This is a genomic window from Chryseobacterium sp. II3a (assembly GCF_057815135.1).
This window is the reverse complement of sequence record NZ_JBYPZJ010000001.1, coordinates 324966-350808: the sequence shown is the minus strand read 5'-3', so window position 1 is coordinate 350808 and position 25843 is coordinate 324966. Positions and strand designations below refer to the sequence as shown.

The window sequence follows — 25843 nt, the reverse complement described above, 5'->3', positions numbered from 1 at the left end:
ATTTAAAAAACAACATTTCCCTGATGTACCAATGATTCTACCTTTGAGATTCTGGATACCGCCTCAGCAGAACAGCTTGCATTCAACAGGACAAAATCTGCTTTATCACCCGTTTTAGGCCATTGCTGAGCTCCTTTATCATCCAATGGAAGAATATTTCCTGTTGCAAGTTTTAAACTTCTTGATAATAAAAATTCTGTTGAATATCCGTACAACTGTGCCATCAAATTGGCTTTCTGAAGGACACTTCCGGTTCCGAAAGTATTCCAATGGTCTACAATGCTGTCATTTCCTGTGAGTACTTCCACGTTATGTTTATATAAAGTAGGAATCGGCATAATCATTCTTCCGAAAGGGATGGTAGAAACGATTCCAATCTGTGCTTCTGCTAGTTTTGCAGCAATATCTTCCTGTTTTGCTTCATTCAGTTTTGCCAGTATAAAACAGTGGCTGAGATAAGTTTTCCCTTTCAAAGATGGGTTTTCATTCACTTTTTTAATAAGGTATTCTACCGTTTTCAACCCGGAGTCTCCAGTTTCATGCAAATGGATGTCAATCCCTTTTTTATTGTCTAAAGCTAACTGAACTGTAAAGTCCATTACTTTTTCGATATTTCCATCTACGTTGAAAGGGTCTACTCCACCAATAAAATCAATATCCATTTTTGCGGCCTCCTTCAGATAAGGTGCTGAGTCTGTATAGAACACTCCATGCTGAGGAAAAGCCACCAGCTCTGCTCCGAAACTATTCTTTTTATGGTCTAAAGCTTTCTGCAGATTTTTTAAGGACTGAAGTTTGGAAGTAGGTTCAATATTGACGTGGCTTCTTGCAAAGGATGTCCCTTTTGATTGCAGCAACTCAATTAACTTTTCAGCCTTGAACGTTGAATTTTTCAGCATTTCAGGAAGCATTTTCTGCTCCAGCTCTATCATTCCCTTTACGCCACCTGTTCTTTTTCTTACAGCCTGCCATTTGTCGCCATAGAAAGTTTTATCCAAATGAATATGCATATCTTTAAATGCAGGGAGCATCAATAACCCTTTGGCATCTATAGCTTTTACATTGGGTTGATTGGGAGCAATCTTCGTAATTTTTCCGTTTTCAACCTCTACATAAAATAAATCTGTCTTAGTGGCAGAGACTTCACCTTCATCATATTCAAAACCAATTTCCAGACGAACATTTTTAAGGCTCAATTTTCCTTTTGCTAAATTATTTTTCTCATCCAAAAACGGAGATGCTGTCATGATATTCGGTATTAAAGTTAGTCCTGCCATTGCCAATGCTGAATTTCTGATAAAATCCTTGCGGGACATATTATTGTCTGAAGTCTTCATTTCCAATCTATTTATGACAAAATTAAAAAGAAGTGTTCTGAACAAAGTGTATGGTTTATTACTAAATCTGTATCATTTATATTTTTTTATCATTGTAATAAAAATCCTTACAATAATACATTATTAATTATTTTCTCATTAAAATAACTACTCATATAGGCATTATTGAACTAAAAAACATAGCTTTTAATACATTTCAAGCAATAAAACACGAGCTTTATTTTTTTTCGTATAATTTATATTTGTAAGAAAAATACATGAAAAAATTGATTAGCTTGATTTTAATCGGTGCGGCATCTATTGCATTTGCGCAAGTAGGTATTAATACTGAAAATCCTAAGGCCACCCTGGATGTTACCGCTAAAAAAAATGCTTTAGCCATTGAGGGCTTATTACCTCCAAGATTGACCCGAGCAGAACTTACAGAAAAAGGCAATACTTTATATGGAACTGAACAGGATGGTACCATCATATACATTAATGATGCTTCGGGAGGTGACCAACAAAGCCAAAGAGAATATATTGAAGGTAAAGGACTTTATATCTTTGATGCGGAAGCTTCCAACAAAGAAGGAAGATGGATGTGCTTATATTGTTATGCTGTTCTTTAATCAACTAATAAATAAAAAAGAGACTACCTTATAAATTTACCTTTGAAAAAAATATGAAAAAAATTATCAGCATTATTTCAGTGTGTGCAACTTCTATTGTATTTGCCCAAACAGGGATCAACACAGCAACTCCTAAAGCAACCCTTGACATTACTGCAAAAAAGGAAGTTTTGACCATTGATGGATTATTGCCTCCCAGATTAACCCGTGCAGAACTTACAGAAAAAGGAAACACTCTTTATGGAATGGAACAGGATGGTACCATCATCTATATTAATGATATTTCCGGAGGAGACAGACAAAGTCAAAGAGAGTATATAGAAAGTAAAGGTCTCTATATCTTTGATGCCGAGGCGGCCAATAAGGAAGGGCGATGGATGTGCTTATTCTGTTATGGCTTTGCTTAACAGATTATAGATACAAAAAAAGAGACTGCCTTTTGAGACAGTCTCTTGTTATTTATAAGTTGGAATATTCAAATTTTCTAACAGCTTCCAGTGTCATATCAATCTCTTTTTCCTTGATGGCATCACTGATGAAGTAGGTTTCATAACCGCTTGGCGGCAGATACACTCCATTCTGAAGCATCTGATGGAAGAAATTGTTGAACAATGAATGATTCGCTTCCTGTGCTTCATCAAAGTTTGAAACTCTGTTGGTATGGAAGAATACAGACATCATAGAACCTTTTCTGTTGATTTTATGAGCAATTCCTTTTTCATTTAAAATCTTTCCGATTTCAAGATCCAGCGTTTGGGTTGTTTTACTTAACCTGTTAAAGAATTCAGGATCGTTTTTAATCAGCTGAAGTGTTTTTAATCCTGCTCTCATGGCTAATGGATTTCCACTTAAAGTTCCAGCCTGATATACTCCTCCTTTTGGAGCCAGGTGATCCATGATTTCGTTTCTTCCGGCAAAAGCGCCCACTGGAAGTCCACCTCCAATTACTTTTCCGTAAGTAACTAAGTCAGCTTTTACATTAAATAGCTCCTGTGCTCCTCCGAATGCCAATCTGAACCCTGTCATTACCTCATCAAAAATCAATAAAGCTCCGTTTTCATCACAGATCTTTCTTAAGTTTTGTAAGAAGTCATTCTCAGGCAGTACACAGCCCATATTTCCGGCAACCGGCTCAATAATAACCGCTGCAATTTCTCCCGGATTGTGACGGAAAAGATCTTTTACCTGCTCAATATCATTGTAACGAGCCAACAAAGTATCTTTTGCTGTACCTTCAGTTACTCCTGGAGAATTTGGGTTACCAAAAGTAGCAGCACCACTTCCCGCTTTAATAAGGAATGAATCTGAATGACCATGATAACAGCCTTCAAATTTTACAATCTTATCTCTTTTGGTATATCCTCTTGCCAGTCTTACAGCGCTCATACATGCTTCTGTTCCTGAAGAAACCATTCTGATCTGATCGATATTCGGAACATTTTCGATAATGAATTTAGCAATTTCAGTTTCCAGTTCTGTAGGAGCACCAAAAGAGAATCCCTTTTCTGCCTGGATTTTTAGTTCCTCCAATACTTCAGGATGCGTGTGTCCTAAAATAGCAGGTCCCCATGAATTGATGTAATCGATATACGTATTATCATCGGCATCAGTAAGGTAAGCACCTTTTGCAGATTTCATGAAAACAGGAACGCCTCCCACTGATTTGAATGCTCTCACCGGAGAGTTTACTCCTCCCGGAATGTATTTGTAGGCTTCATCAAACAAAGCCGAACTTCTTTGATACTTCATATATATTTGTCGTTGGTTGACAGTTGCTGGTTGGCAGTTAAGTGTCAACGATAAACTCTCAACAAAAAATTTAAATTAGTTTCTTGGTTTTTTATCAATCAGATAAATCAGCTGTCCTGCAGATGGCTGCTGTCCTTCATCCATCCTGTTTTTAGCATATAATTTATGTAATTTGATTCCGAATTTCTGAGCAATAGCATGCATATCTTCTCCAGACATCGCTTTATAAGTAGCCGTATTTCCTGAGGAATTTTTAGATTCAAGGAACACGATATCATTTTTCTTCAATGTTTCGTTTTCCAGTTCATTCCACTTCATCAGACGGCTTTCGCTAACCTTGAATTTATTAGCAATAAATCTGACATCGGTATCTTCAGGAATCACAATATATTTCAACCCATCATTGGGATGGCTTTTGATGAGGATAGAGTTCAGAATCTCAGCTTTTGTTTTGATTCTTTCTACTCTTTTCTGCTGTTGTGCATAAGAGGTTTGCTTATAAGGAACTTCTACTGTCACCGGCTCTTTCGCTTTTTTTGTTGCCTTACCAGGCTCCAATTGTGCCATGAAAGTTCTGTCGTCTTTCAGATCCGGATACATTTTAAGGACAGCATACAACACTTCATTAGAATTTGTATTGTCGTATTCGTATAGTTTATACTTTTCAATTTTAGTGATTAAGATGGAAGCATAACGCGGATTGGTAGCATACCCTGCTTTTTTCAAGCCATACGCCCACGCTCTGTAATCCTTCATATCCAGATTGAAAAGGTTCTGGTAATATTTTCTAGTGGATAAAAAAATAGAATGATCTTCGTAAGATTGTCTTGGATCGTCATATACTCGGAAACATTCATTAGGAGCATCGTCCGTATGTTTCATTGTTTTACCGGTCCAATCTTCTTTACATTTGATTCCGAAGTGATTTTTACCTTCCTGTGCCAATCTGCTTTGCCCGCCTCCTGTTTCAAGAAGTCCCTGGGCAAGAGTAATAGAAGCCGGAATTTTATATTTTTCCATTTCCTCTACCGCATATTTAGCAAATTTCTGAATATACTGATCTTCGGTTGCCCAGCTCTGGGCAGAAAATTTTGATAAAACTAAAAGGCTTATGGATAGAAAAAGTCTTTTCATGTTTTTCAATTTTACTTATATAATTAAATTTCTATTCTGTTTTTCTAAAAGCAAATTAGCTCCTTCAATTCCCTGTAATCCACCAGTATGAAAGCACAAAACTCTGCTGTTCTCAGGAAAATAGCCTTCTTCAATCAATTCAAAAACCTTCTGCATCATCTTTCCTGTATAAATCGGTTCCAGAGGAATGTTGTATTTCTCTTTGAAATCATTGATAAAACGGATATTTTCATCACTTATTTTACCATAACCTCCAAAACATGAATCTATTAGATCAAAATTATGCTTCAAAGTTAATTCAAAAATTTTATTTTCAAGGGAAGCATCGTCTACGACCTTGCATCCTATAACTTTCTGATTATCTTCACAAAATTTTGAAATTCCGGCAATGGTTCCTCCTGTTCCAACTGCGGTGCAAAGATAATCAAAATCTTTTGTTTGCTCATTGAGCATCATTTTCACTCCTTCTACAGCTTCTTCATTGGTTCCTCCTTCCGGTACAACTAAAGCCTCGGGAAACTCCTGCTGCAGGAATTCTGTCAGTTTTTCTTTATGACGGTATTCTTCACGAGTAACAAATTTCAGGTTCATTCCGTTTCTTTTGGCGAAAAGTAAAGTAGGATTATCTCGCCATTTGTGTTGCAGCTCTTCTCCTCTAATGATTCCCAATGTTGGAATACCCGCTTTATTTCCTACTGCAGAAACAGCAGCAATATGATTGGAAAAAGCACCTCCAAATGTAATGATATAAGGCTTTTCAGGGTTACTTTCCAGATAACGGTTAACATTATAAAACAGCTTCCAGTATTTATTACCTGAAATCTGAGGGTGAATAAGATCTTCTCTCTTGATGAAGAGACTCACGCTTTTATGGATTAGGATTTCCTGAATGGGAATAGGTTCTGTAGGGAGTTGTAATAGCATTTTAGTTTTTTGGACTGCTCATGGGTTTATAGAGTACAAAAATAATAAAAGATTAATTATTAAATTTTTCCACAGGTAGCACAGATTTTCAAAGATGATAATTTCGTAATGCGGTGCAAGATATGTGATTTGTGATATTTTTATTTAAATCTTAGGTTTTGGCTAAAGCCAATGGAATTTGATTATTATTTGGCTGGGCTAAAGCCCACCCCTATTGATCTTGATAGTCGCTTAGATCGTAAATAGAAATACATATAATAGTTATTTAAAGACAAAATATTTTATCTTAAAAATATTTTCTAAAATTCCAGAATTTCCTTTTACTCAAATAATCCAGATTGCTTTCATTGGCATAGGCTTCTCTTTCAAATGAGATTCTTCTGTAGGCCAGGTAGTCATCTTTCAGTTTGAAAAACCAGTAATAATATTCAATCACATAGAAAATGTAGAAAAAGATAACAAGCATCTCCAACTGTTGCCGCAAATGGATTTTTTCGTGATTGATAAGTGTATTATTTTCCTTATCTTCGGGTTTCCTAATGAAGATAAAGGGAAAGAGAGCAATGCCGTTAATTTTTAATTTTTTTAATGGCTTTTGGCATACAATTATCATACTAACAAATATATAAAGTTTTTTGACTTGCATTTAACTTATGGCCCATTATGACATCAAAGAAGGTGAAGACTTTTATTATAATGAACAGGGATATAAAGTTTTTACAGAAAAGTTCCATCTGAAAAGAGGATATTGCTGTAAAAGCGGCTGCAGACACTGTCCTTACGGGTACGATAAAAAGACTGATACATTCATTAAAAATGACAAAAAAAAATAACTAAAATGAAAAAATATATTTTTATTTTGTTGGCATCTGCTACATTAGGTTTAACTTCTTGTAGCCCGTTTCAGGTACGTTCAGATTATGCTGAAACCGCCAATTTCAATTCTTACAAAACCTACAAAATAAGAATTGATGATCTAAAATTGAATGATATTGATAAAGACAGAGTTCTGAATGAGCTTTCAAGACAACTTCAAAGCAAAGGACTTCAATCCGGAGAGAATCCTGATCTTATTATCAACGTAAAAGCAAATCATAAAAAAATTACGGATGTACAAAGTTCTTCTCCTTACGGAATGTGGGGATGGGGCGGCCCATTTGGATGGGGTGTTGGAATGAACAGAACCTGGACAAGCAACTATAATGAAGGCGCTCTAATTGTTGACCTTATTGATGCAAAATCAAATAAGCTGGTTTGGCAGGGTATCGGAAGCGGAATTTCTGTAGATTCTCCAAGATCTAAACAGAGACAGATTCCTGAAATCATGGCTGAGATTATGAAAAATTATCCGCCACAAAGAAAATAAGATTGATAGCTATTATTATATATACCGGTACTTTTGTACCGGTTTTTTGTTTTTATAGGTATAGATTTTCAGGGAGTAAAGCAGAAATAAATTTTGACGAAGAGATATAGTTAAACAACTATTTTAAAGGCCCCATTTCGAGTTGAGGTTTATTTTTTTAACGGTTTTCATCAATTAACTTAATAATTGAATATCGTTTATCATCTTATGGTGAAAACTAAATGCAGCACATCTAAAATTAATGATAATGTAATTTTTTATTCACAAAAATGTAGTAATCTTGTGTGAAATTATATTAATATGAAAAAAATCATCTTATTCTCTGTATTCTCGGGACTTGCCTATGCCCAGGCACCTTCCGGATACTATAATTCAGCCAACGGACTGAGTGGTGCTGCACTAAAAACAGCTTTAAGCAGTATTATCTCTAGTGGACATCAGGATAAAGGCTACAACGGACTATGGACTGCCTATAAAACAACTGATATTGACAAAGACTACGAAAATGACGGGTCTATCCTAGATATTTATTCAGAAAAACCTGTAGGAACTGATCCATATAAATACACACCAGGATCTAATCAGTGCGGAACATACTCTACAGAGGGAAACTGTTACAACAGAGAACATATTGTTCCTCAAAGTTTATTTAATCAAGCCTCGCCCATGGTGGCAGACATTCATTTCATCAGAGCTACTGATGGTAAAGTAAACGGAATGAGAAGCAATTATCCGTTTGGAAAGGTGGGTAGTGCTACTTTTACTTCTCAGAATGGATCAAAACTTGGTAATTCCGTATCTTCAGGATATTCTGGGACGGTTTTCGAGCCGATTGATGAGTTCAAAGGCGATGTTGCCCGTATGATCTTTTATTTTGTAACCCGTTATCAAAGTAAGCTTTCTTCTTTTTCTTCAGGAAATATGCTGGGAAGCTCTACATTCCCTGGGCTTCAGACCTGGGAGCTGAATGTTCTTTTAGCATGGCATAATCAGGACCCTGTTTCCCAGGCTGAAATCAAAAGAAATAATGCATCCTACACGTATCAGGGTAACAGAAATCCTTTTATTGATAACCCAAGCTATGTAAACTTGATCTGGGGTTCTCAGCAGCCGACAGGTGATACTCAAGCTCCTACAGCTGCTACAAGTTTAGCAGTTTCTGCAAAAACTTCCAACAGTATTTCCCTTACATGGAATGCTGCTACCGATAACGTGGGAGTTTCTGCCTACAATGTCTATATGAACGGAAGTCTGAAAACAACAGTAAATTCAACTTCTGCAACTATTTCAGGATTAAATCCATCAACGACTTACGGTTTCTATGTGGTAGCTCAGGATGCTGCCGGAAATTCATCATCTAACAGTGCTACCGTTTCAGGAACCACAAATGCCGGAACTTCTAATCCATCTACGGATTGCGCCAATGAAAATTTCGAATCTATTCCTGCTGCAAGTTCTACCTACTCTACTAAAACGTGGAGCAATGGCGGTATTTCATGGACTGCTACGGATTCACGAACAGACCAAACAATCAACAATAAAGCCATTACGGTAAGAAGCGGATCATTAACATCCGGAAGTTCTGCTAATGGTATTGGGTCTTTAACTGTTACTACCCAGCTGAAATTCTCAGGAAACAATGGTGTTCTTGATGTAAAAGTAAATGGAACAACAGTAGGAACGGTACCCTACAGTACTTCTGCAACGACAACAACGATCAATAATATTAATGTTTCCGGAAATGTTACTGTAAGCCTTGTGAATAATTCGGCCAGCAACAGAGTCGCTATTGATGATCTGAAATGGACTTGCTATTCTGGTTCTTCTGCCAGGCAGGCTCAGAGCATTGCCACAGAGACCGCGCAAAGCTTTAAAATCACCCCTAATCCGGTAACCAATCAGGAAATTACTGTAAAAGGTGATGTTCAGAACATTAAAAGAGCTGAAGTTTATACTCTTCAAGGAAAAGTTCTGCAGACGATCGACAGACCTTTCAGAAACGGAAATGTAATCAGAACTGGAGCTCTTAACCAGGGAGTTTATATTTTGAAACTGGATGGAACCTCAATGCAGTTTATAGTAAAATAATTCAGGTATATTGATAATAAAAAATGGCTGGTCTTCTTTTGGAACCAGCCATTTTTTATTTTTCAGCTAAGATTTTAATCAGTAAACTCATTTAATGATTGCATGGATATTATTGCAAAGTACAATAGTTCAGGGATTTTTTAAAAGAGAATAAAAGATTTGCAATTCAAAAATTCCAGCACCCACCTCCCTTACTAGCTTACCTCCTCCCCTTGTCTTTTTCTTCAATCAACTTAGACCAATCTGTAAACATTTTGGTAATGGTTTTCTCATTCATCAGACAGAAAAAGAACATTCCTGCAAGAACAGTTAACCAGCAATACATCAATTTAATACCATTTTTATCTGTAATAAAATAGAGCACAAAAATGGTAAGTACTCCCAATAAAAAAGTAAACATCATTGTATACAACAGTACATTGATGATATACATATTGATCTTAAGTTTTCTAAAAATCCAACCTATCAAAGCAATTGGCAGCATCAACAATATCGGAATAAGAAGTGCTGCAAAAATCAGCATTTCCGGATGAGCTATCAGATCTTTCTCAAAACCAAAGAAGGTATTAAAACTGAACTCCATGATATTGTTTTTCCTGTTCTGTTACTTCTAGCAGGGTTTTATCATTATATCCAAGCATTTTTGCCAATATCACATTCGGAAATTCATGAATTCCGATGTTATAAAGATTGACACTGTCATTGAAAAACTCTCTTCTGTCGGCAATTTTGTTTTCCAGTTCAGAAATTCTCTTCTGAAGCTCCAGAAAATTAGTATTGGATCTCAGTTCCGGATAGTTTTCAGATACAGCAAAGAATGATGATAAGGCTTTTGAAGTTTCATTGGCCAATTCTGTTTTCTTGTCTGAATCGGTGGTACTATTATAAACAGTTCTCAGCTCCGTCAACTTAGTAAGAATGTCTTTTTCGTAGTTCATGAAATGTTTGGCTACGCTTACCAGATTGGGAATTTCATCAGCTCTCTGTTTCAGGATAACATCAATATTGCTGTACGCTTTATCAACATTGAATTTGAGTAACACCAATTTGTTATATAAATTAATCAGAAAGCTTACTACTGCTACAATCAGCAGTACAAGTAATATAATGGCTACAGTTTGATTCATTATTGTATGAGTATATAAATGATGATTAATAAAATAATAGAGCAGGTGAAAAGAAATGACCTCAGCAAAGGCTGGTATTTGTTCCATACAGTGATTCCTGATGATGAAGTAATCCCAAGAACTTTACGCTGTTCATCTTTTCTAATGAAAGGAACTCCATTTTTGGAATCAGCATAGCCTACCAACAGCATCTGCTGACCATGTTTTAAAAGAGTTTCTTTATATCTTTTATTGTAAGTACTGCTTATATTGGTCTCTCCCAATAAAATCAGTTCAATTCCGTCCGGCTGGATTTCAATGAGTCCTGTATGATCTTTCATCCTGAAAATGTTACATTGGGTTTCTCTATGAACAGTTGTATAAGTATTCTTTCCATCAGAATCTTTATCTACGTCTTCAATGGTATAATAATATCCGATACATTCTTCATTATTTACCGGTGAACGTAAAGGCGTTTCCATCACCAATGTACCTTCTATCTCAACAATTCCTTTAGCCAATGAGGATATTTTGGATGTAGGAAGTGAAGCCTGCAATCTTAAAAAACGTTTGGTTCCGGATGGTTTCAGAATATTAAAAAAAATCAGTATAAAAATGACTAAAGGGATACAATATAAAACACGGCCTGCATACTCATCATAATGGCTATTAATATCTGAAAGGTAATCGTGAAAAGGCATTTTTTCCTTAAAGATCAGCCATACTATATAATAGAGAAAACAGAACAGCACCACACCTAAAACGGTATAGCCTGCAGGGGATATTTTTTTCTTATTCTCCATATATATTGGGGGTTTGAAATCTATTTTCATGTTAGCTGTATTTCAAAAATACATTTTATTTCAGAATCATTCGTTTTTTTATGGCCTTACATCAGTGTTTAAGCACTATTAGCAATATACATCCTGCATTAAGGACAATGATAGCAAAAGATCCGTATAAGGAGATGGTAATTCGCTTTTTAAGAGGTTTATTTATAATATAAGTTATGAGTAAACATGCGAAAAAGGTTGCCACTCCAATAAAAACACAACCAAAAGCAAGCATAATCCAGTTGAGTTCAATTCTATTGGCTCTTTCTCTCGCTTCATTATCCGTAATTTTCAGGATTTGTCCTATTGCAGGTGGTTGGTTATCAGTAATATCCAATGTTTTTATGACTTCTTTTCCATTGAAATTGGTGTATTTTACTCGTGGAAAGTATACTGGCTTGTCATAGTATCCGGAACTGCGAAAGTTTTTGGTAGAAATATTCTCTTTTTTATAACCAATAACAACAGCTTCATATCGCTGTTCTGAAAAGGTTCTGTATGCCTTTTCCCAAAAGAAACTATAAGATAAAACCATCGTTATCGAATTGAGAGAAACCATCAATATACTTATAAAAAACAGCATAAATCCTTTTTCAAGCCATCCAACATTTCCTTTTATGGCACTTCTTTTTTTCAGAATTTTATCAAAAATCCTGTAAGCAATGTAAAGTGAAAATAAACATACAGCTAAAAGGAGGTATCCTAAAAAGGTCATATTTTATTTTGATTTGATGATGGCAAGAATTTAATTCGTTCTCTTGTAATAGGGGAAATACATGTCGTTTAAAATAAAAAAGACCGTCTTATAAAGGACAGTCTTTTATTTTTAAGGAATGAAGACTTAGCTGCTTGGCCAAAGTCCTGCATATTCAGAATTACCATAAGTAATAGTTTCAGCACTTACCACAAAGCTAATCAGCATATTATTGCTGTCTATTGCATCAAAGTCTACCTCGTGCTGGATCACATATCCGTTCTCCCATTTCAGAGTAATTAATGTTCCTTCTTCGTGAGATTTATTGAAATTGATTTCCCCAGTTGTAGGCTTGTATTTGCTGTTTAGTAAACTTTCCAGAACATCAGACTTTTCTGTTGCTTCGATCGTTACTTTAATCAGTGCATTAGACGGGTCTGATGCTACACGTCCTGAAACATCGGTAGCTCTCGAAACGCTGTAATTAAGTTTTAATAACTTCTGACCTTCACCTCCATTGAATTTTAAGATTCCTCTTGAATTTCCTGCCATATTCTTAAATTTAAATCATTAATGATAGCCCTGTTTAAAGGATTTCTCATAACAAAGATAGACTTCATGTTCTAATCTCAAAAGTTTTAGAACAAGAGTTTGAAAAATTGTAGTAATTCTACGACTTTACAATTTCAAGAATTATAAAATTTTCAAGAAAGGACTCTGGTTTTTATTCTTCTCTACAGTATAATCAGAAATGTTTGTAAACATAAGAAACAACCATGATGACAAGATTGATCCCCACCAGCGTCATAAGAACTGAAGAATATTTTCTTTTCCGATCTATAAAACTTATCCCCAGAATAACAAAAAACAGCAATACAGTATATACAGCAGGATACATTTTAAACGCTTCTGAAAACTTTCCTTCAAAAACCATAACAATGGCCCGCTGAGCACCACATCCCAGACATTCTATTCCCAAAAATTTCTTACTGGGACAGGTCAGCATAAAGTCTTCTATATTCATTGATGGAGGATTACAATATTATTATGAAGAGATCTTAGCCCGGGTATATTGATGTGGAAAAAAGCAGTCTTCCTTCATTTCAAAGCTTCCCTGAATAGCAATATATGGGTTCCTTAAGATTTCTCTCGCGACAAAGATCAAGTCTGCCTCTTCATTCTGGAGAATTTCTTCAGCCTGCTCTACTTTTGTAATTAAACCAACTGCTCCGGTTTTCACATGAGCTTCTTTCCTTATCTGAGAAGAAAAAGGAACCTGATAACCATTGAAAACTGAAATTTTTGCCCCGTGGATATTTCCTCCACTGGATACATCTATAAGATCAACGGAATGTTCTTTTAAAACTTTCGCCAACGCTACACTTTCCTCAATATCCCAGCCGTTTTCTGCATACTCAGTTCCGGATATTCTCACAAAAAGCGCTGTGTTATCATCCAGTTCTTCATTCACAGCATCCACAATTTCAATAAGAAAACGAATTCTGTTTTCAAAGCTTCCGCCATACTCATCCGTTCTGATATTGGATAACGGAGACAAAAACTGGTGGATAAGATAACCATGTGCTCCATGAATTTCAATAACATCAAAGCCTGCTTTTACAGCTTTTCGGGCTGCTTCTTTAAAATTCTGAACCTGTTCTTTCACCTCATCGGTACTCAATGCATGTGGAATTCTTTCGGAAGGATGGTAAGGAATGGAACTTGGCGCAATGGTTTCCCAGCCTTCTTCAACCGGGATCTGCAGGTTATTCCACGTAGAGCCTTTTCTGCCTGCGTGAGCCAGCTGAATGCCTATTTTGCTGTCTGAGTTTTTATGAACAAATTCTACAATTCTCTGCAGCTTTTCCGCCTGTTCATCGTTCCAGATTCCCATACAGTGATTCGTAATTCTTCCTCTCGGTTCTACTCCTGTAGCTTCCACTACAAGCAGACCGGTTCCGCCTTGTGCTCTGCTTCCATAATGTACGAAATGGAAGTCATTGGCTATTCCGTTTTCACATGAATACATACACATAGGTGACATAACCCAGCGGTTTTTCAATTCTACATTTCTGAATTGTATTGGAGAGTATAGCATTGTATAATATTAAAAAATTGAACTTTTTCATCGGAAGAATAAAATATTGCCCACCTCATTAAAAAGAACTAATTTTACCCCCCTTTTTTACTGTACAATATATGAAAAAAGACATACAGATCAGTTACGAATATTTTAAAAATAGCAGCGAGCTGAACGATATAGAAAAACAATTATTCGAAAGAGCCAAAGAGGCCCGCGAAAATGCTTATGCGCCGTACTCACAATTTTTTGTAGGATGTGCTGTATTGCTGGAAAACGGAGAAATATATTCCGGAAACAACCAGGAGAATGCCGCTTTTCCTTCAGGGCTTTGCGCTGAAAGAACCACTCTTTTCTGGGTGGCAGCCAATTTCCCTGATGTGAAAGTAAAGAAAATTTTCGTTGTAGGCGGTCCTAAAGAATTTCATGAGAAAAATCCACCAATTCCACCCTGTGGAGCCTGCCGACAGAGTTTGATAGAATACGAAACCAAACAAAATGAAAACATTGACCTTTATTTTTCAAGTATGAATGAGGAGGTAGTGAAGGTACGTGCTGTGAAGGATTTGTTGCCGTTCTACTTTGATTCTACATTTTTATAAGATCAATTTATAAAATTGTAATGCATGATTTTAAAGTAATATCCGGCTTTTGCTGTGATATTTAAAACAATACGGACTTACATTTTATGGTGAGTTATATTGAATTTAAACCAACAGTCGTTCTGTTGGTTTTTATTTTTAATACCTAAAATTTTATCTACATTAAAGTTTAATACAACCATGTTTGTACTCCCATAGCCATGAATGATATGTAGCTTGAAACCTATGTTCCGCTATGGCCTGTATAAGAGCTGATAAGGAATTAAAAAACTATTTTCTAAGAAAAGTAGAAGAGGGCAAAAATAAAATGAGTGTTCTTAATGCTGTAAGAAACAAAATAGTACATCGAATAATGGCCGTAATCAAACGAAAACAGCCATTTTTCCCAAAAGAAGAATTTTTATTAATAAAAAAGGCTTAGAATATTTGCTTATTAACATAGAAATCTATGTGGTTTAATTTTTTTTGCCACATAGGTACATAGATATTAGTCCTAAAAATATACGTTTGCTGAAAATCTTTGATTTTCTTGCTCCTTAAAAGAAGTATTCTTATTAAAACTCTTTGTGCTATTGCATTTTCCAACAAATAGCATCAAAGAAAAATCTGTAAAACCTGTTTAATCTGCAAGAAAAACATTCTCTGTGGAGTTTTTAAGCTCTCACAGATTTTACTAATTAAGCAGATCTTTAAAAATTATTAGAAAATAAAAAGGTTGTCTTATTCCTAAAACAACCTTTTTATTTTTTTACATTACCAATTAATCTTCTGTTTCCTCTTCGTCTTCCTCATCTTCATATTGCTCCAGGTAGTAGCTGAAAGTGAACTCTTCCACTTCTTCCTCTGCGTCTTCTAATGTTGTCAGAAGATCTTCAAAGATTTCCAGCTGATCTACGGTCATATTTACGAATTCAATGTGAAGCGGCATTTCAAGGTCTCCGGTAATGGTATCGAATAGCGCATCAAGGTTATCTCCAAAATGTTCAGGAAGCTGAACTTTTTCTTTTAATTGAGCATAGAAATCCTCATAATCGCCTATGTCTGTAAAATCTATATATACTGTCTTCATATTGAACTAAATTTCCAATTTTTACTGATTAAAAAAGTTTTGCATTTCTGGCAGAAATCCGTTTCTTCATTAGTTGGATTTTTACCTTCCGCATCTCTCATAAAACACATTTTTTCCGGGCAATGTGGCAGCCCCTGTGTATGGCCAAGTTCATGAATGGCAATCTTATAAAACTGCTCATCTGAATTCTCTTTGTTTAACCTAAAATCTGAAGCTACACAAGCCTTTCCAGGTCTATATCCTAAGCCCATCACTCCAAAATCTTTTATTTTGCCTTTGGTCACACTGATGTCTTTAGAAGTGAGGCCAATGGTTACAAAGTTTTCCTTGGTCTTAGTATTCAAAAACTTGATGATTGAATCTGCTCTATAGCGGTTCCTTTCCTTATAATAAGCATTTCCGGGAAAATCTATCGCTTCAAGCACCTCAACATTAGGATACACTTTTTTAATTCCTTCAGCCACAGCTTTTACTTTTTCAGATTGTATATCTCTGAAGGGCTGAATGAGTATGGTTACTGCGGTCTTTTGTTCCGGTTGTTTTTCCGTTTTTTGTTTTTCCGAGCATGAGAACATCAGAAATAAAAACAGTAAATAAGCAAAACTATTATTTTTCAAAATTACTACTTCTTCTCGTTTAAATACAAATTATACTTTAGTCATTGCGAACAGACTGAAGGTTTACAAACGCAGTTCAGAAGAGGCGAAGCAATAACTATTACTGTTTTTCAAAGCTTTTATAATGATTTTTAGTAAGATAAACATCTCCATTTTGGGTATAAATAATCCGGTCTGCATTTCTTTCACCGCAATGGTAATTGACATCAGCTTCAAAATACTTATCGCCATCAGGAAGTCTTCCTTCTCTATTACCGAATTTATCTCCACCAATAGCTTTTCCTGGAAGAACTTCACAAAGATTTCCTTTGGAAGGATTCCAGCCCTGTTTTCTGGCTTCACTTTTTGTAATATAATAATCCGGAAGTCTATGATTTTGTTTTACATAACTGATTACTGTTTTTTCTTCAGTCAGCTTTTCAATAGAAACCTGTGCTGATGAATTTCCGGTAGTATATTGATCCTCCGTTGAAGTACTTCCGTAATTTACAGTCTCTGTTTTATCTGAAGATGAATGATCTTTACTTTTAATAAAATTATTATAGATATACATCACAGACATTCCGAAAAGAAGGCCCAGACATATAAAAAAAACGGCTCTTATTCTGCTGTTCATAGTAAATGGTTTAATGTAACAATGCATCAATATAGCCATGTAAAAAAGACGGATAATCTATTACATGGCTCAATGAGTACATTATATTTATGATGCTCTCCAATCTTCAGGAATTTCACAAACAGGGATAGGATCCATCTTATGTTTTGCAGCCTTATGCATCCTGTCAAAGATTTGGAATACTTCTTTATCTCTGCCTTCATAATCATCCGCTGTTTTGGTCCCATATTCTTTCTGAATTTTTTCCAATTCCGGATAAGTAGCCCCTATTTGCTGCTCATCGGTACGGTCTACATCCCAAAGGCCATCTGTAGGAATCGCTTCCTGAATACTTTTAATTAGGTTTAATCCTTTTGCTAAGGCATATACTTCTGTTTTATAAAGGTCTCCAATTGGAGATACGTCTACACCGCCATCTCCATATTTGGTATAAAATCCAATTCCGAAATCTTCCACTTTATTTCCGGTTCCACACACTAAAAGTCCGTTAATCTGACCATAATAATAGAGCGTAAGCATTCTCAAACGAGATCTTGTATTCGCAAATGCCAGTTTTTCGTTTGGATACAGATCATCCTTTACATCAAAGGTTTTGTAAAGTTCTTCAAAAGCCGGTGTTAAATCAACAGACATTATTTCCACGTTTGAAAATCTGGATTTCAGATCATTCATATGATCCTGTGCTCTGTCTACCTGGTCCGCTTTCTGACGAATTGGCATTTCGATCAATAATGTTTTCAATCCGGTCATGGCAGCGAGGGTAGAAACCACTCCGGAATCCACTCCTCCGGAAACTCCAATTACATATCCATTTACTCTGGCTTTTGTGGCATAGTCTTTTAACCAGCCAACAATATGATCTATCACTTTCTGTGTCTGCATCGTTTATATTTTTTAGTCTATTCCAAATTCTTTGGGATATTTCACCATCCCTTTTTTATTTTTTAATCCTCCTTTTATCAGTTCCATGGCCATTCCGTTTTCTTCCGGAATTTCAAACGGAAATGAGATTCCAAAATTACTTGTTTTTTCGTAACCAAACTTTGGATAATACTCTTCATGTCCAATTAAAATTACCGATTGGTAACCCAGTCTTTGAGCTATAAGATGTCCTTCACGGATTAATTGACTTCCAATTCCCTGATTTTGAAACTCAGGTTTTACAGAAACAGGGGCCAAAGCTAATGATTCAAAAATTTCTGAATCATTTTCAATCTTAAGTTTTGTAAACAAAATATGTCCGGCAATGATTCCATTCTCATCTTCCGCTACTAATGACAGCTCAGGAATAAATGCCTCAGATTTTCTTAATTTTTCAACAAGAAAATGTTCCTGGTGATCACTATGCTCCATTTCTCTAAAGGCCTCTTCTGTCAATTTAAAAACCTCCTTATAGTCTTTTATCTCTTCTTGCCTTATTGTTATCATTATATATTAAAGATATTTTTCACGTTTCAATTCATACCAAAAGCATTTAACTCCTGAATCTTCAAATTCGCCGGTGTTTTCAAAACCCATTTTATTGAGGATATATTTAGAGCCTGTATTTCCAGAGTCTGCATAAGCATATATAGAACTTGCCTTCAATTCATTAAAGCCATAATCAAGAGTTGCTTTCGCTGCTTCCCAGGCATATCCTTTGCCCCAGAATTCCGGAATAAACCGATATCCCAAATCTAATGTTTCTACATATCCGTTTATAGGCTCTTTTAATAGTTTTAAACCACACCAGCCAATCAGTAATCCGCTTTCTTTTTCAATAACAGCGAGTCTTCCTACTCCATTTTCTTCATATTGCTTTTGGATCATTTTGATGACTTCCTTCGATTCTTCTCTGCTTTTCACTGGCGGTCCAAGGTATTTCATCACCTCAGGATCAGAATCCATAAGGAACATTCTTTCAAAATCAGTATCTTCTAGTTTTCTTAAAATCAGTCTTTGAGTTTCTATTTTCATCGTATTAGTTTGGGTCATTGATTCCAAAAATTGTTACATTCGCTTTTAGAGCTTTCTTTATGTCTGCATCATCCATTTTATTTCCGCCTACATTTAAAGTCTGTAAAGCAGCATTTTCGGAAATATCAATTTTCTGGATCTTGTTGTGTTCTACATTTAACCTCCTTAAGTTTTTAAGCTGGGAAAGATCTATTGTTTTTAGCTGATTTAAAGATAATGTTAATTGATCAATTTTTGGTGTTGTCTTTAGGGAAATATTATCCAGGCTATTATTATCCAGATATAAAGAAATGAGGTTTCTGAGATTTTCGGCTTTAAAGGAAGTTACTTTGCATCCAGTGCACGAAAATAGGTTTAGCTTATCCATATCTTGCAGCACGATTGAAGAGATGACATTATCATCCAACACTATCATTTTTACGTTTTTAAAGAAATGAAGATCCTCCGTGGAAGTAATCCCTTTTTCAACCAGAAAGAGATTATTAATTGCTTCTGCCTCAAGCTGGCTGATCGTTCCATCTTTATTCTGATCATAATTTTCAATGACAGCCTTTTCCAGGTTTTTATCTTTAAACGTAAGATTCTGGCCTTCTAAAAAAACAAACCCGAAAATACCGATGAATGCTGTAAATATTTTAAATTTCATCATGAAATATCCATTTAATCCTTATTTTTGTAAACTTAATGTAAAAATAATGAAGATTTTCAGATATATCGCCCTTTCTTCTATTTTAGCCGTAGGATTGATTTCCTGTAAAAAAGAACCTGAAAACCAGTGGAAAATAGAGGTAAAAGATACTACCGAAAAAATTGAAATGGCAGACATTTCCAAAGAACTTTATAACCCTAATATTCCTTTGGATCAGTTTAAAGCTCAGTTTCCATGGTTTCAGGGAACCGTTTCTGATGCAGATTTCTCCAAAAGAAGAACTGATGCAGAAGAAATTAAGATCTATAAAGAAGCTATTGGTAAAATAGATCAGGCTAAATTGCAGAAAGAGCTTCAGGATTTATTTGCCCATATCAAACATTATTTCCCACAGTTTAAAAGCCCAAAAGTATATCTGTTTTCATCAGCCTTACAGATGGTTCAGGATCCTATCTTCTATGATGAAAAAGGAAATCTTCTATTCATAGACATTACCGGTTTTATGGGGGATGGCAATGCTCATTACAAAGGATTGGAGCTTTACTTCCAGAAATCGATGAACCCGCAGAATATTGTTCCTAAAGTTTCTCTTCTTTTTGCAGAGAATATTGTAACGGAGTCACCGGACCATCAGAAATTCATAGATCAGGTTATCCTGAACGGAAAAGTAATGATTCTTCAGGATGCCTTCCTTCCTGATTTTCCAGATTATCTGAAAATGAATTATACAAAGAAACAATATGAATGGGCTACTTACAATGAAGCTAATATCTGGAATTATTTTGTAGAGAGTAATCTGTTATTCGGTGATGATCCGAGATTGGGAGAACGTTTTATTGCACCGGGACCATTCTCAAAATTCTATACTGAAATAGACAATGAATCCTCCCCTCAAATCGGAATTTTCACAGGATGGCAGATCTGTAAAGCCTATCTTAAAGAAAAGCCTGAAACAAAACTGACAGCCTTCCTGAAAATGGATGCTACTCAAATTTTTAACGAATCCGGTTATAAACCTCGTGTAACAAAATAGATAACAACTCATACCAATATAAGACCTTTTGTAACAACAGAAGGTCTTTTTTTATTTTTCACATCTCACCAACACAGAATATATGGAAAACTTAATTAGTATTCGAAATCTAAATTACGGGTTTACTCCCCATCAGCTGATTCTGAAAAATATTGATCTGTCAGTTCCGAAGGGAAGTATTTTTGGATTTCTGGGAGCCAACGGTGCCGGAAAATCTACAACGATGAAAATGCTGATTGGCAGTATTCCTGATGATAACCATGCCATCCGAATTTTTGACAAAGATTTATCTGATCTCTATCCGGAAGGATTTCAAAAAATCGGAAGTCTGATTGATACAGCAGCATTTTATGACCATCTTTCCGGATGGGATAATCTTATTATCATTTCCAGGCTTCGAAACTTACCCGAATCAGAATGTGAAAGGGTTTTGCATCTCGTAGGTCTTTGGGAAAGCAGAAAAATGAAAATGAAGAAATATTCCTTGGGAATGAAACAAAGACTTTCTATTGCCATGACTTTACTTGGAAAACCAGATCTGCTGATTCTGGATGAACCTGTAAACGGTCTTGATCCCAATGGAATGCTGGAAATGAGGGAACTCTTGATAAAACTTAACAAGGAGGAAGGGGTTACTATTTTTATTTCCAGCCATCTGCTTCAGGAAATTGAAAAAATGATCACCCATCTTGCCATTATTTCTCATGGTGAAATACGATTTACGGGAAGCATACAAGATCTTAATGAACTTTATAGATACAACCATATCAGAATAGGAATCAACAATGCCTCCCATTTTATCAATGAAATTCCGGAGCATTATTCTCCTAAAATCATCAATAAGAGTACCATAGAAATCACTGCAGAATCTAAAGAACATATTGCCACTCTTATCAAAAACCTGGTTTTGAATCATGCCGAGATCTTTGAGATCAGAAATAATGCAGGTCTTGAAGACTGGTTTATGGAAATCACAAAAAATTAAAACACAGATGAAAAAATTAATAATAGCCATTGGTACAGAATGGCTAAAAACAAAAGGATTAGGGCTTACTTATATCGCTCTTATTCTAGGTGCATTAATCCCTCTGCTTGGTTTTGTTCCTGACTTTTTCAAAAAGAATATTATCATAGATGAAATGCTGAGCTATTCTATATTTGAAAAAGCCATAGGTGGTGAAGCTATTAAATATTTCACATTTTTCGTATTACTTTTATTTGTGATTATTGCTTCCAACAGAATTGCCCAGACTGATCATAAAAACAATGGATGGCAGCTAATGGAAACTCAGCCAGTAAGCAGGCTTCAGCTGTATTTATCAAAGTATATTATCCTGATATTCCTTTGTACGCTATGTATTGCTTCTTATTTAGGGTTTAATATTATTTTAGCTTTAATAGATTATTATATTCATCCTGATCCTGCAAAACTTCTTACTGTTGATGCTGCCTGGCTGATAAAAACCTTTATCAGAATCTGGGTAACGATCTTAGGAATCGCGGCACTTCAACTCTGTGTTTCTGTAGCATTTCAAAGCTTCATCTGGTCATTTCTCATCGGTTCATTGGGAGTGGCTTCCAATATTACTTCTCTTGTACAGAAGCAGGCTTTTTTCTTCAACCCTTATAGTTCTCTATACACTTTTTGGAACGCTCCGGAAATAAAAGGACTGAACAGTTTCATTTCTCACTCCGAATATATGAGCCTTTTCTGGATGATTATTTTTCTTACTCTGGGCTATTTTTGGTATAGTAAAAAAGGATTTAAAAATGCTTTTCTTAAAAACAAAAAACAGATTCTGGTTTCTGCTGCGGCATTAATCATTGGTTCGGGATTGCTTTATATTTTCCAGAAACCAAAGCCGTATCACAGTGATGGAGCCGGAGTTGTTATTAGAGGAAAATTGGAAACTGATATTAAAATAGACTCTGTGAGGATTTATTCTAAAGATTTTCACAAAAAGATAGGGGCTGCAGCCGTCCAAAACCATACGTTCAATTGGGTGACAACCCGCCCTATCCCATTGGATGAATATATCCTTGAAATCGGAAATAAAAAAGTCAACTTCATTATGGCAAGTGGTGATTGGTTTGATTTTACTATCCAGTTGAACAATACAAAACGGATCTTTTATTTACGGTCTAATAGAAAAGCAGATCAGGCATACAGCAACAATGAAAGTGCTTTTGGCTATGAGTTTGAATCTGCTTTGGAAAAACAGAATTACATCAATGATCCTGCAAAATTTTATGACTTGGCCGAATCCGACTGGAAAGAAAATAAAAGAATCCTGAATGTATTTGCTGATCCCGAAAACAATGCGCTCTCCGAAGAGTACAAAAGGTACAGAAGAGAACTTATGTCTATTGAATATCTAAATGAAATCAATAATTATAGAAAAATGACTTCATTAACTGATGCAAAATTTGCTCCACCTGCATCTTTTCTTAAGGAATTAAATGGAAATATACAGAAACCAAGTGCTTTATTGAGTAAAAATGATAATTACCTGCAATATAAACTGGATCAGCTATTGTCTGATAAAGAACAAATCTCCAATCCCGACAGTATTCTTTTTGTGAAGATCGATCAGATGCCTAAAGGAATTTCGAAAGATCAGTTGTTATCCAAACACTTGGCTAAGACTATAGAACTACAGACTGACAGCATTGCAAGAAACAAAATTTTCAATACTGAAATCAACAAAATAGGTAATATAGATTACAAGCAGGATCTTTATTCAAAACTTGACCGGATCAACAGCTCTCAGAAAGGGGCCTTATTTCCTGATCTTAGCCTTCTTACAGATAAAGGGGTCGCTCAAAAGCTTTCTAAATATAAAGGTAAATATGTAGTCATTGACTTCTGGGCAACCTGGTGCGGACCTTGTAAACAGATCCGTCCCGTGTTTGAAACGAGGAGCCATCAATACAGATATTATGATAATATTCAGTTTATTTCTATCAGCCTCGATGAAAACCAATCAAAATGGACTAATTATTTAAAAACAAAAACATCCAATCTTCCGCAATTTTGGCTGGTAAATGCACAGCAATTTATGAATAAATACAAAATCCAGTCTATTCCAAGATTTATTATCATCGATCCGGAAGGGAAAATTTTTAACTTTAATACTCCATTTCCTGATGAAGATAATTTCGTAGAAATTTTGGATAAGCTAAAGAAGTATTAACTTTGCTAAAAATTTTAGATTGATATGAGAAAAACTCAGATTACGATAGATGTAGAGTTAGATGAAAACCACGTTCCGGAAAACATTACATGGAATGCACAGGATGGCGGGATTGAAAAAGAAGAAACAAAGGCTACCATGATCTCTGTATGGGATGATAAAACAAAAGAGGCTTTAAGAATTGATCTTTGGACCAAAGAAATGCCTGTAGACCAGATGAAGATGTTTATCCACCAGATTTTAGTTTCTTTAGGAAATACTTATCAGAGAGCAACTGGTGAAGAGGATGTAGCACAGTGGATGGAAGAAATTGCTGAAGAATTTGCTATCAAATCAGCTATAAAGTAAAAAAGCATACACAAAATGTAACAATGAAACAATTTAACAGTGTAACAACTAGAAAAACATTGGTAAATTGGTACAATGTTAGATTGATAAATTATAAAATATTATGAATTTTAATACCAAAGTAATTCACGGAGGGCAGCATCATGAGTCTGCAACAGGATCTGTAAATGTTCCTGTATTTTTAACCTCTACGTTTGCACAGAAAAGTCCCGGAGTACATTCCGGATATGAATATTCAAGAGCCGCTAATCCAACAAGACAGGCATTAGAAGATTCTTTAGCAAGTATTGAAAACGGAGCGAGAGGTTTAGCTTTCGGTTCCGGGCTTGCTGCTATCGACTGCGTTTTGAAGTTATTAAATCCTGGTGATGAGGTCATCGCAGTAGATGATCTTTATGGAGGAACTTACAGAATGTTCACCAGACTTTTTGAAAAATATCAGCTGAAGTTCACGTTTGTGAATTTTGATGACGTTTCTAAAATTGCAGATGTTATTACAGATAAAACGAAACTAATCTGGGTTGAAACTCCAACGAACCCTTTGATGAAACTTGTAGACATCAAAGCTGTAGTAGACATTGCTAAAGGGAAAGATATTTTAGTAGCTGTTGACAATACTTTTGCAACTCCTTATATTCAAAGACCTATTGATCTGGGAGCTGATATCGTAATGCACTCTGCCACCAAATATTTAGGAGGACACTCTGATGTAATCGCAGGAGCACTTATCGCCAAAGATGCGGAATTGGGTGAAAAACTTCACTTTATTCAGTTTGCAAGCGGTGGTATTTTAGGTCCTCACGATTCTTATCTTGTACTAAGAGGAATTAAAACACTGGCATTAAGAATGCAGAGACATTCTGACAATGGTCTTGCAGTAGCAAAATATCTTGAAACTCATCCTGCTGTAGATAAAGTAATTTATCCAGGATTAGAATCCCACCCTCAATATGAGCTGGCAAAATCTCAAATGAAGGAATCTGGAGGAATGGTTTCATTCACCTTCAAATCTGGAAAGAAAGAAGATGCAATCAAGTTCCTTGAAAAAGTAAAAGTATTCACATTAGCTGAATCTTTAGGAGGTGTGGAATCTCTAGCGAACCACCCTGCATTAATGACTCATGCTTCTATCCCTGCAGAAAAACGCGCAGAATTGGGAATCACAGATGACCTTGTACGTTTAAGCGTTGGAATTGAAGATGCAGATGATCTAATTGCAGATCTTGAAAGAGCATTTTCGTAAGACATAATAATATAGAAAATGAGAAGGATTTATTATCTTTCTCATTTTTTATTACTACCACCAAATACCTATGAAAAACACAAGAAAAGCAATCATTGCAGATTTACCTCAACTGGCTGAATTGTTCGATCAATACAGAATATTCTATCATAAGTCATCCGATATTCCTGCAGCTTCAGATTTTCTCCAGGAAAGAATTGAAAATCAAGACTCTGAAATTTTTGTAGCAGAAGAAAATGGTATCCTAACTGGTTTTGTACAATTATACCCTATATTTTCTTCCACAAGAATGCAGCGCTATTGGCTGCTGAATGATCTGTATGTCAATGCTCACCACAGAGGAAAAGGCTACTCCAAAGAACTTATTGAAAAAGCGAAAGAATTATGCAAAGCTTCCAGCGCCTGTGGAATTCTGCTTGAAACAGGAAAAAGCAATGATGTAGGTAACCAATTGTACCCTTCCTGCGGTTTTGAACGCTATGATTCCGTAAATTTTTACGAGTGGAGCAATTCATGAATAATAAGCAATGGATAATTAGTAATAAATATTATAAGCCAATATTTTATCTTCCCCGAATATCGTTAAAGGCAAAT

At 35.6% G+C, this 25843-nt stretch carries 31 protein-coding genes; 12 read left to right on the top strand and 19 right to left on the bottom strand.

Annotated elements, in window-relative coordinates; all coding sequences use genetic code 11:
- Positions 1-2: 2 nt before the first annotated feature.
- Positions 3-1337 (bottom strand): amidohydrolase, encoded by a 1335-nt coding sequence (locus tag AC3HD6_RS01705; RefSeq protein WP_488894785.1) that lies wholly within the window; start codon positions 1335-1337, stop codon positions 3-5.
- 257 nt (positions 1338-1594) lie between these two features.
- On the opposite strand from AC3HD6_RS01705, the gene AC3HD6_RS01700 reads away from it, so the two are divergent.
- Entirely contained in the window at positions 1595-1948 is a 354-nt protein-coding gene (locus tag AC3HD6_RS01700; RefSeq protein ID WP_488894784.1) for a hypothetical protein, read from the top strand.
- Positions 1949-2001: 53 nt separating this feature from the next.
- Positions 2002-2355 carry a hypothetical protein gene (locus AC3HD6_RS01695; protein ID WP_488894783.1) on the top strand — a complete coding sequence of 118 codons (354 nt, stop codon included), beginning with the start codon at positions 2002-2004 and terminating at the stop codon, positions 2353-2355.
- Positions 2356-2407: 52 nt separating this feature from the next.
- Here AC3HD6_RS01695 and hemL read toward each other — a convergent pair whose 3' ends face one another.
- From hemL to AC3HD6_RS01675, 4 genes are all read right to left on the bottom strand, one after another.
- Positions 2408-3697 (bottom strand): glutamate-1-semialdehyde 2,1-aminomutase, encoded by a 1290-nt coding sequence (gene hemL, locus AC3HD6_RS01690; RefSeq protein ID WP_488894782.1) that lies wholly within the window; start codon positions 3695-3697, stop codon positions 2408-2410.
- A gap of 75 nt (positions 3698-3772) precedes the next feature.
- Positions 3773-4831 carry a glucosaminidase domain-containing protein gene (locus AC3HD6_RS01685; RefSeq protein WP_488894781.1) on the bottom strand — a complete coding sequence of 353 codons (1059 nt, stop codon included), beginning with the start codon at positions 4829-4831 and terminating at the stop codon, positions 3773-3775.
- Between the two features lie 15 nt (positions 4832-4846).
- The gene (locus tag AC3HD6_RS01680) at positions 4847-5755 is read right to left on the bottom strand and encodes a 1-aminocyclopropane-1-carboxylate deaminase/D-cysteine desulfhydrase (RefSeq protein WP_488894780.1); all 909 of its coding nucleotides are present in this window, start codon (positions 5753-5755) and stop codon (positions 4847-4849) included.
- 286 nt (positions 5756-6041) lie between these two features.
- Positions 6042-6368, bottom strand: a complete 327-nt coding sequence (locus tag AC3HD6_RS01675) for a hypothetical protein (protein WP_068944261.1) — start codon at positions 6366-6368, stop codon at positions 6042-6044.
- 40 nt (positions 6369-6408) lie between these two features.
- Here AC3HD6_RS01675 and AC3HD6_RS01670 point away from each other — a divergent pair, with 40 nt between their 5' ends.
- The 3 genes from AC3HD6_RS01670 (at position 6409) to AC3HD6_RS01660 (ending at position 9209) form a co-directional block, all read left to right on the top strand.
- Entirely contained in the window at positions 6409-6588 is a 180-nt protein-coding gene (locus AC3HD6_RS01670; protein WP_047387294.1) for a C1orf53 family protein, read from the top strand.
- Between the two features lie 5 nt (positions 6589-6593).
- Entirely contained in the window at positions 6594-7121 is a 528-nt protein-coding gene (locus AC3HD6_RS01665) for a DUF4136 domain-containing protein (RefSeq protein ID WP_488894779.1), read from the top strand.
- 300 nt (positions 7122-7421) lie between these two features.
- Entirely contained in the window at positions 7422-9209 is a 1788-nt protein-coding gene (locus AC3HD6_RS01660) for an endonuclease (RefSeq protein WP_488894778.1), read from the top strand.
- A 199-nt stretch (positions 9210-9408) separates the two neighbouring features.
- Here AC3HD6_RS01660 and AC3HD6_RS01655 read toward each other — a convergent pair whose 3' ends face one another.
- The 7 genes from AC3HD6_RS01655 to namA all read right to left on the bottom strand — a co-directional run bounded on the left by AC3HD6_RS01655 (position 9409) and on the right by namA (position 13940).
- Complete coding sequence (locus tag AC3HD6_RS01655; RefSeq protein WP_488894777.1) at positions 9409-9792, bottom strand: hypothetical protein; 384 nt, start codon at positions 9790-9792, stop codon at positions 9409-9411.
- Positions 9776-10336, bottom strand: coding sequence for a LemA family protein (locus AC3HD6_RS01650; protein ID WP_488894776.1), 561 nt, complete (start codon positions 10334-10336; stop codon positions 9776-9778). Before AC3HD6_RS01650 ends, AC3HD6_RS01655 begins: the two co-directional genes overlap by 17 nt.
- Positions 10336-11118, bottom strand: coding sequence for a hypothetical protein (locus tag AC3HD6_RS01645; protein WP_488894775.1), 783 nt, complete (start codon positions 11116-11118; stop codon positions 10336-10338). Before AC3HD6_RS01645 ends, AC3HD6_RS01650 begins: the two co-directional genes overlap by 1 nt.
- A 91-nt stretch (positions 11119-11209) precedes the next feature.
- Positions 11210-11863, bottom strand: coding sequence for a hypothetical protein (locus tag AC3HD6_RS01640; RefSeq protein WP_488894774.1), 654 nt, complete (start codon positions 11861-11863; stop codon positions 11210-11212).
- A 126-nt stretch (positions 11864-11989) separates the two neighbouring features.
- Complete coding sequence (tssD, locus tag AC3HD6_RS01635) at positions 11990-12394, bottom strand: type VI secretion system tube protein TssD (protein ID WP_488894773.1); 405 nt, start codon at positions 12392-12394, stop codon at positions 11990-11992.
- A 193-nt stretch (positions 12395-12587) separates the two neighbouring features.
- Positions 12588-12866, bottom strand: coding sequence for a DUF2752 domain-containing protein (locus AC3HD6_RS01630; RefSeq protein WP_488894772.1), 279 nt, complete (start codon positions 12864-12866; stop codon positions 12588-12590).
- A 21-nt stretch (positions 12867-12887) separates the two neighbouring features.
- The gene (gene namA / locus AC3HD6_RS01625; protein WP_488894771.1) at positions 12888-13940 is read right to left on the bottom strand and encodes an NADPH dehydrogenase NamA; all 1053 of its coding nucleotides are present in this window, start codon (positions 13938-13940) and stop codon (positions 12888-12890) included.
- 101 nt (positions 13941-14041) lie between these two features.
- Between namA and AC3HD6_RS01620 the strand changes: the two genes are divergently transcribed.
- Positions 14042-14524: a cytidine deaminase gene (locus tag AC3HD6_RS01620; protein WP_488894770.1), complete on the top strand. Its 483-nt coding sequence runs from the start codon at positions 14042-14044 to the stop codon at positions 14522-14524.
- Positions 14525-15284: 760 nt separating this feature from the next.
- Here AC3HD6_RS01620 and AC3HD6_RS01615 read toward each other — a convergent pair.
- From AC3HD6_RS01615 to AC3HD6_RS01585, 7 genes are all read right to left on the bottom strand, one after another.
- The gene (locus AC3HD6_RS01615) at positions 15285-15593 is read right to left on the bottom strand and encodes a barstar family protein (protein ID WP_068944271.1); all 309 of its coding nucleotides are present in this window, start codon (positions 15591-15593) and stop codon (positions 15285-15287) included.
- Positions 15590-16210 (bottom strand): Zn-dependent protease, encoded by a 621-nt coding sequence (locus tag AC3HD6_RS01610; RefSeq protein ID WP_488894769.1) that lies wholly within the window; start codon positions 16208-16210, stop codon positions 15590-15592. The genes AC3HD6_RS01615 and AC3HD6_RS01610 overlap by 4 nt, the downstream gene beginning before the upstream one ends.
- A gap of 100 nt (positions 16211-16310) precedes the next feature.
- Positions 16311-16826 (bottom strand): ribonuclease domain-containing protein, encoded by a 516-nt coding sequence (locus AC3HD6_RS01605; protein ID WP_488894768.1) that lies wholly within the window; start codon positions 16824-16826, stop codon positions 16311-16313.
- 87 nt (positions 16827-16913) lie between these two features.
- Positions 16914-17708, bottom strand: a complete 795-nt coding sequence (gene nadE / locus AC3HD6_RS01600; RefSeq protein WP_488894767.1) for an NAD(+) synthase — start codon at positions 17706-17708, stop codon at positions 16914-16916.
- A 12-nt stretch (positions 17709-17720) separates the two neighbouring features.
- Positions 17721-18254 (bottom strand): GNAT family N-acetyltransferase, encoded by a 534-nt coding sequence (locus AC3HD6_RS01595; protein ID WP_488894766.1) that lies wholly within the window; start codon positions 18252-18254, stop codon positions 17721-17723.
- 6 nt (positions 18255-18260) lie between these two features.
- Positions 18261-18782, bottom strand: coding sequence for a GNAT family N-acetyltransferase (locus AC3HD6_RS01590; RefSeq protein ID WP_488894765.1), 522 nt, complete (start codon positions 18780-18782; stop codon positions 18261-18263).
- A gap of 4 nt (positions 18783-18786) precedes the next feature.
- The gene (locus AC3HD6_RS01585) at positions 18787-19431 is read right to left on the bottom strand and encodes a leucine-rich repeat domain-containing protein (RefSeq protein ID WP_488894764.1); all 645 of its coding nucleotides are present in this window, start codon (positions 19429-19431) and stop codon (positions 18787-18789) included.
- A 46-nt stretch (positions 19432-19477) separates the two neighbouring features.
- On the opposite strand from AC3HD6_RS01585, the gene gldB reads away from it, so the two are divergent.
- The 6 genes from gldB to AC3HD6_RS01555 all read left to right on the top strand — a co-directional run bounded on the left by gldB (position 19478) and on the right by AC3HD6_RS01555 (position 25766).
- Entirely contained in the window at positions 19478-20464 is a 987-nt protein-coding gene (gldB, locus tag AC3HD6_RS01580) for a gliding motility lipoprotein GldB (protein WP_488894763.1), read from the top strand.
- A gap of 82 nt (positions 20465-20546) precedes the next feature.
- Positions 20547-21449, top strand: a complete 903-nt coding sequence (locus AC3HD6_RS01575; RefSeq protein WP_488894762.1) for an ABC transporter ATP-binding protein — start codon at positions 20547-20549, stop codon at positions 21447-21449.
- 7 nt (positions 21450-21456) lie between these two features.
- Positions 21457-23658: a thioredoxin-like domain-containing protein gene (locus tag AC3HD6_RS01570; RefSeq protein WP_488894761.1), complete on the top strand. Its 2202-nt coding sequence runs from the start codon at positions 21457-21459 to the stop codon at positions 23656-23658.
- Between the two features lie 24 nt (positions 23659-23682).
- Positions 23683-24006, top strand: coding sequence for a gliding motility protein GldC (gene gldC / locus AC3HD6_RS01565; RefSeq protein WP_488894760.1), 324 nt, complete (start codon positions 23683-23685; stop codon positions 24004-24006).
- Between the two features lie 103 nt (positions 24007-24109).
- Positions 24110-25249, top strand: coding sequence for a cystathionine gamma-synthase (locus AC3HD6_RS01560; RefSeq protein ID WP_123910585.1), 1140 nt, complete (start codon positions 24110-24112; stop codon positions 25247-25249).
- A 70-nt stretch (positions 25250-25319) separates the two neighbouring features.
- Entirely contained in the window at positions 25320-25766 is a 447-nt protein-coding gene (locus tag AC3HD6_RS01555) for a GNAT family N-acetyltransferase (RefSeq protein ID WP_488894759.1), read from the top strand.
- The last annotated feature ends 77 nt before the right edge of the window (positions 25767-25843 follow it).

What these genes read in the sequence shown, in the direction of transcription:
- AC3HD6_RS01680 (WP_488894780.1), bottom strand. Translation starts at nt 5,755, where the DNA reads ATGCTATTACAACTCCCTACAGAACCTATTCCCATTCAGGAAATCCTA.
- AC3HD6_RS01570 (WP_488894761.1), top strand. Translation starts at nt 21,457, where the DNA reads ATGAAAAAATTAATAATAGCCATTGGTACAGAATGGCTAAAAACAAAA.
- AC3HD6_RS01705 (WP_488894785.1), bottom strand. Translation starts at nt 1,337, where the DNA reads ATGAAGACTTCAGACAATAATATGTCCCGCAAGGATTTTATCAGAAAT.
- gldC (WP_488894760.1), top strand. Translation starts at nt 23,683, where the DNA reads ATGAGAAAAACTCAGATTACGATAGATGTAGAGTTAGATGAAAACCAC.
- AC3HD6_RS01650 (WP_488894776.1), bottom strand. Translation starts at nt 10,336, where the DNA reads ATGAATCAAACTGTAGCCATTATATTACTTGTACTGCTGATTGTAGCA.
- AC3HD6_RS01620 (WP_488894770.1), top strand. Translation starts at nt 14,042, where the DNA reads ATGAAAAAAGACATACAGATCAGTTACGAATATTTTAAAAATAGCAGC.
- AC3HD6_RS01575 (WP_488894762.1), top strand. Translation starts at nt 20,547, where the DNA reads ATGGAAAACTTAATTAGTATTCGAAATCTAAATTACGGGTTTACTCCC.
- AC3HD6_RS01555 (WP_488894759.1), top strand. Translation starts at nt 25,320, where the DNA reads ATGAAAAACACAAGAAAAGCAATCATTGCAGATTTACCTCAACTGGCT.
- AC3HD6_RS01585 (WP_488894764.1), bottom strand. Translation starts at nt 19,431, where the DNA reads ATGATGAAATTTAAAATATTTACAGCATTCATCGGTATTTTCGGGTTT.
- nadE (WP_488894767.1), bottom strand. Translation starts at nt 17,708, where the DNA reads ATGCAGACACAGAAAGTGATAGATCATATTGTTGGCTGGTTAAAAGAC.
- AC3HD6_RS01645 (WP_488894775.1), bottom strand. Translation starts at nt 11,118, where the DNA reads ATGGAGAATAAGAAAAAAATATCCCCTGCAGGCTATACCGTTTTAGGT.
- AC3HD6_RS01665 (WP_488894779.1), top strand. Translation starts at nt 6,594, where the DNA reads ATGAAAAAATATATTTTTATTTTGTTGGCATCTGCTACATTAGGTTTA.
- tssD (WP_488894773.1), bottom strand. Translation starts at nt 12,394, where the DNA reads ATGGCAGGAAATTCAAGAGGAATCTTAAAATTCAATGGAGGTGAAGGT.
- namA (WP_488894771.1), bottom strand. Translation starts at nt 13,940, where the DNA reads ATGCTATACTCTCCAATACAATTCAGAAATGTAGAATTGAAAAACCGC.
- AC3HD6_RS01590 (WP_488894765.1), bottom strand. Translation starts at nt 18,782, where the DNA reads ATGAAAATAGAAACTCAAAGACTGATTTTAAGAAAACTAGAAGATACT.
- AC3HD6_RS01655 (WP_488894777.1), bottom strand. Translation starts at nt 9,792, where the DNA reads ATGGAGTTCAGTTTTAATACCTTCTTTGGTTTTGAGAAAGATCTGATA.
- gldB (WP_488894763.1), top strand. Translation starts at nt 19,478, where the DNA reads ATGAAGATTTTCAGATATATCGCCCTTTCTTCTATTTTAGCCGTAGGA.
- AC3HD6_RS01630 (WP_488894772.1), bottom strand. Translation starts at nt 12,866, where the DNA reads ATGAATATAGAAGACTTTATGCTGACCTGTCCCAGTAAGAAATTTTTG.
- AC3HD6_RS01605 (WP_488894768.1), bottom strand. Translation starts at nt 16,826, where the DNA reads ATGAACAGCAGAATAAGAGCCGTTTTTTTTATATGTCTGGGCCTTCTT.
- AC3HD6_RS01560 (WP_123910585.1), top strand. Translation starts at nt 24,110, where the DNA reads ATGAATTTTAATACCAAAGTAATTCACGGAGGGCAGCATCATGAGTCT.
- AC3HD6_RS01700 (WP_488894784.1), top strand. Translation starts at nt 1,595, where the DNA reads ATGAAAAAATTGATTAGCTTGATTTTAATCGGTGCGGCATCTATTGCA.
- AC3HD6_RS01685 (WP_488894781.1), bottom strand. Translation starts at nt 4,831, where the DNA reads ATGAAAAGACTTTTTCTATCCATAAGCCTTTTAGTTTTATCAAAATTT.
- AC3HD6_RS01660 (WP_488894778.1), top strand. Translation starts at nt 7,422, where the DNA reads ATGAAAAAAATCATCTTATTCTCTGTATTCTCGGGACTTGCCTATGCC.
- AC3HD6_RS01615 (WP_068944271.1), bottom strand. Translation starts at nt 15,593, where the DNA reads ATGAAGACAGTATATATAGATTTTACAGACATAGGCGATTATGAGGAT.
- hemL (WP_488894782.1), bottom strand. Translation starts at nt 3,697, where the DNA reads ATGAAGTATCAAAGAAGTTCGGCTTTGTTTGATGAAGCCTACAAATAC.
- AC3HD6_RS01695 (WP_488894783.1), top strand. Translation starts at nt 2,002, where the DNA reads ATGAAAAAAATTATCAGCATTATTTCAGTGTGTGCAACTTCTATTGTA.
- AC3HD6_RS01675 (WP_068944261.1), bottom strand. Translation starts at nt 6,368, where the DNA reads ATGATAATTGTATGCCAAAAGCCATTAAAAAAATTAAAAATTAACGGC.
- AC3HD6_RS01670 (WP_047387294.1), top strand. Translation starts at nt 6,409, where the DNA reads ATGGCCCATTATGACATCAAAGAAGGTGAAGACTTTTATTATAATGAA.
- AC3HD6_RS01595 (WP_488894766.1), bottom strand. Translation starts at nt 18,254, where the DNA reads ATGATAACAATAAGGCAAGAAGAGATAAAAGACTATAAGGAGGTTTTT.
- AC3HD6_RS01640 (WP_488894774.1), bottom strand. Translation starts at nt 11,863, where the DNA reads ATGACCTTTTTAGGATACCTCCTTTTAGCTGTATGTTTATTTTCACTT.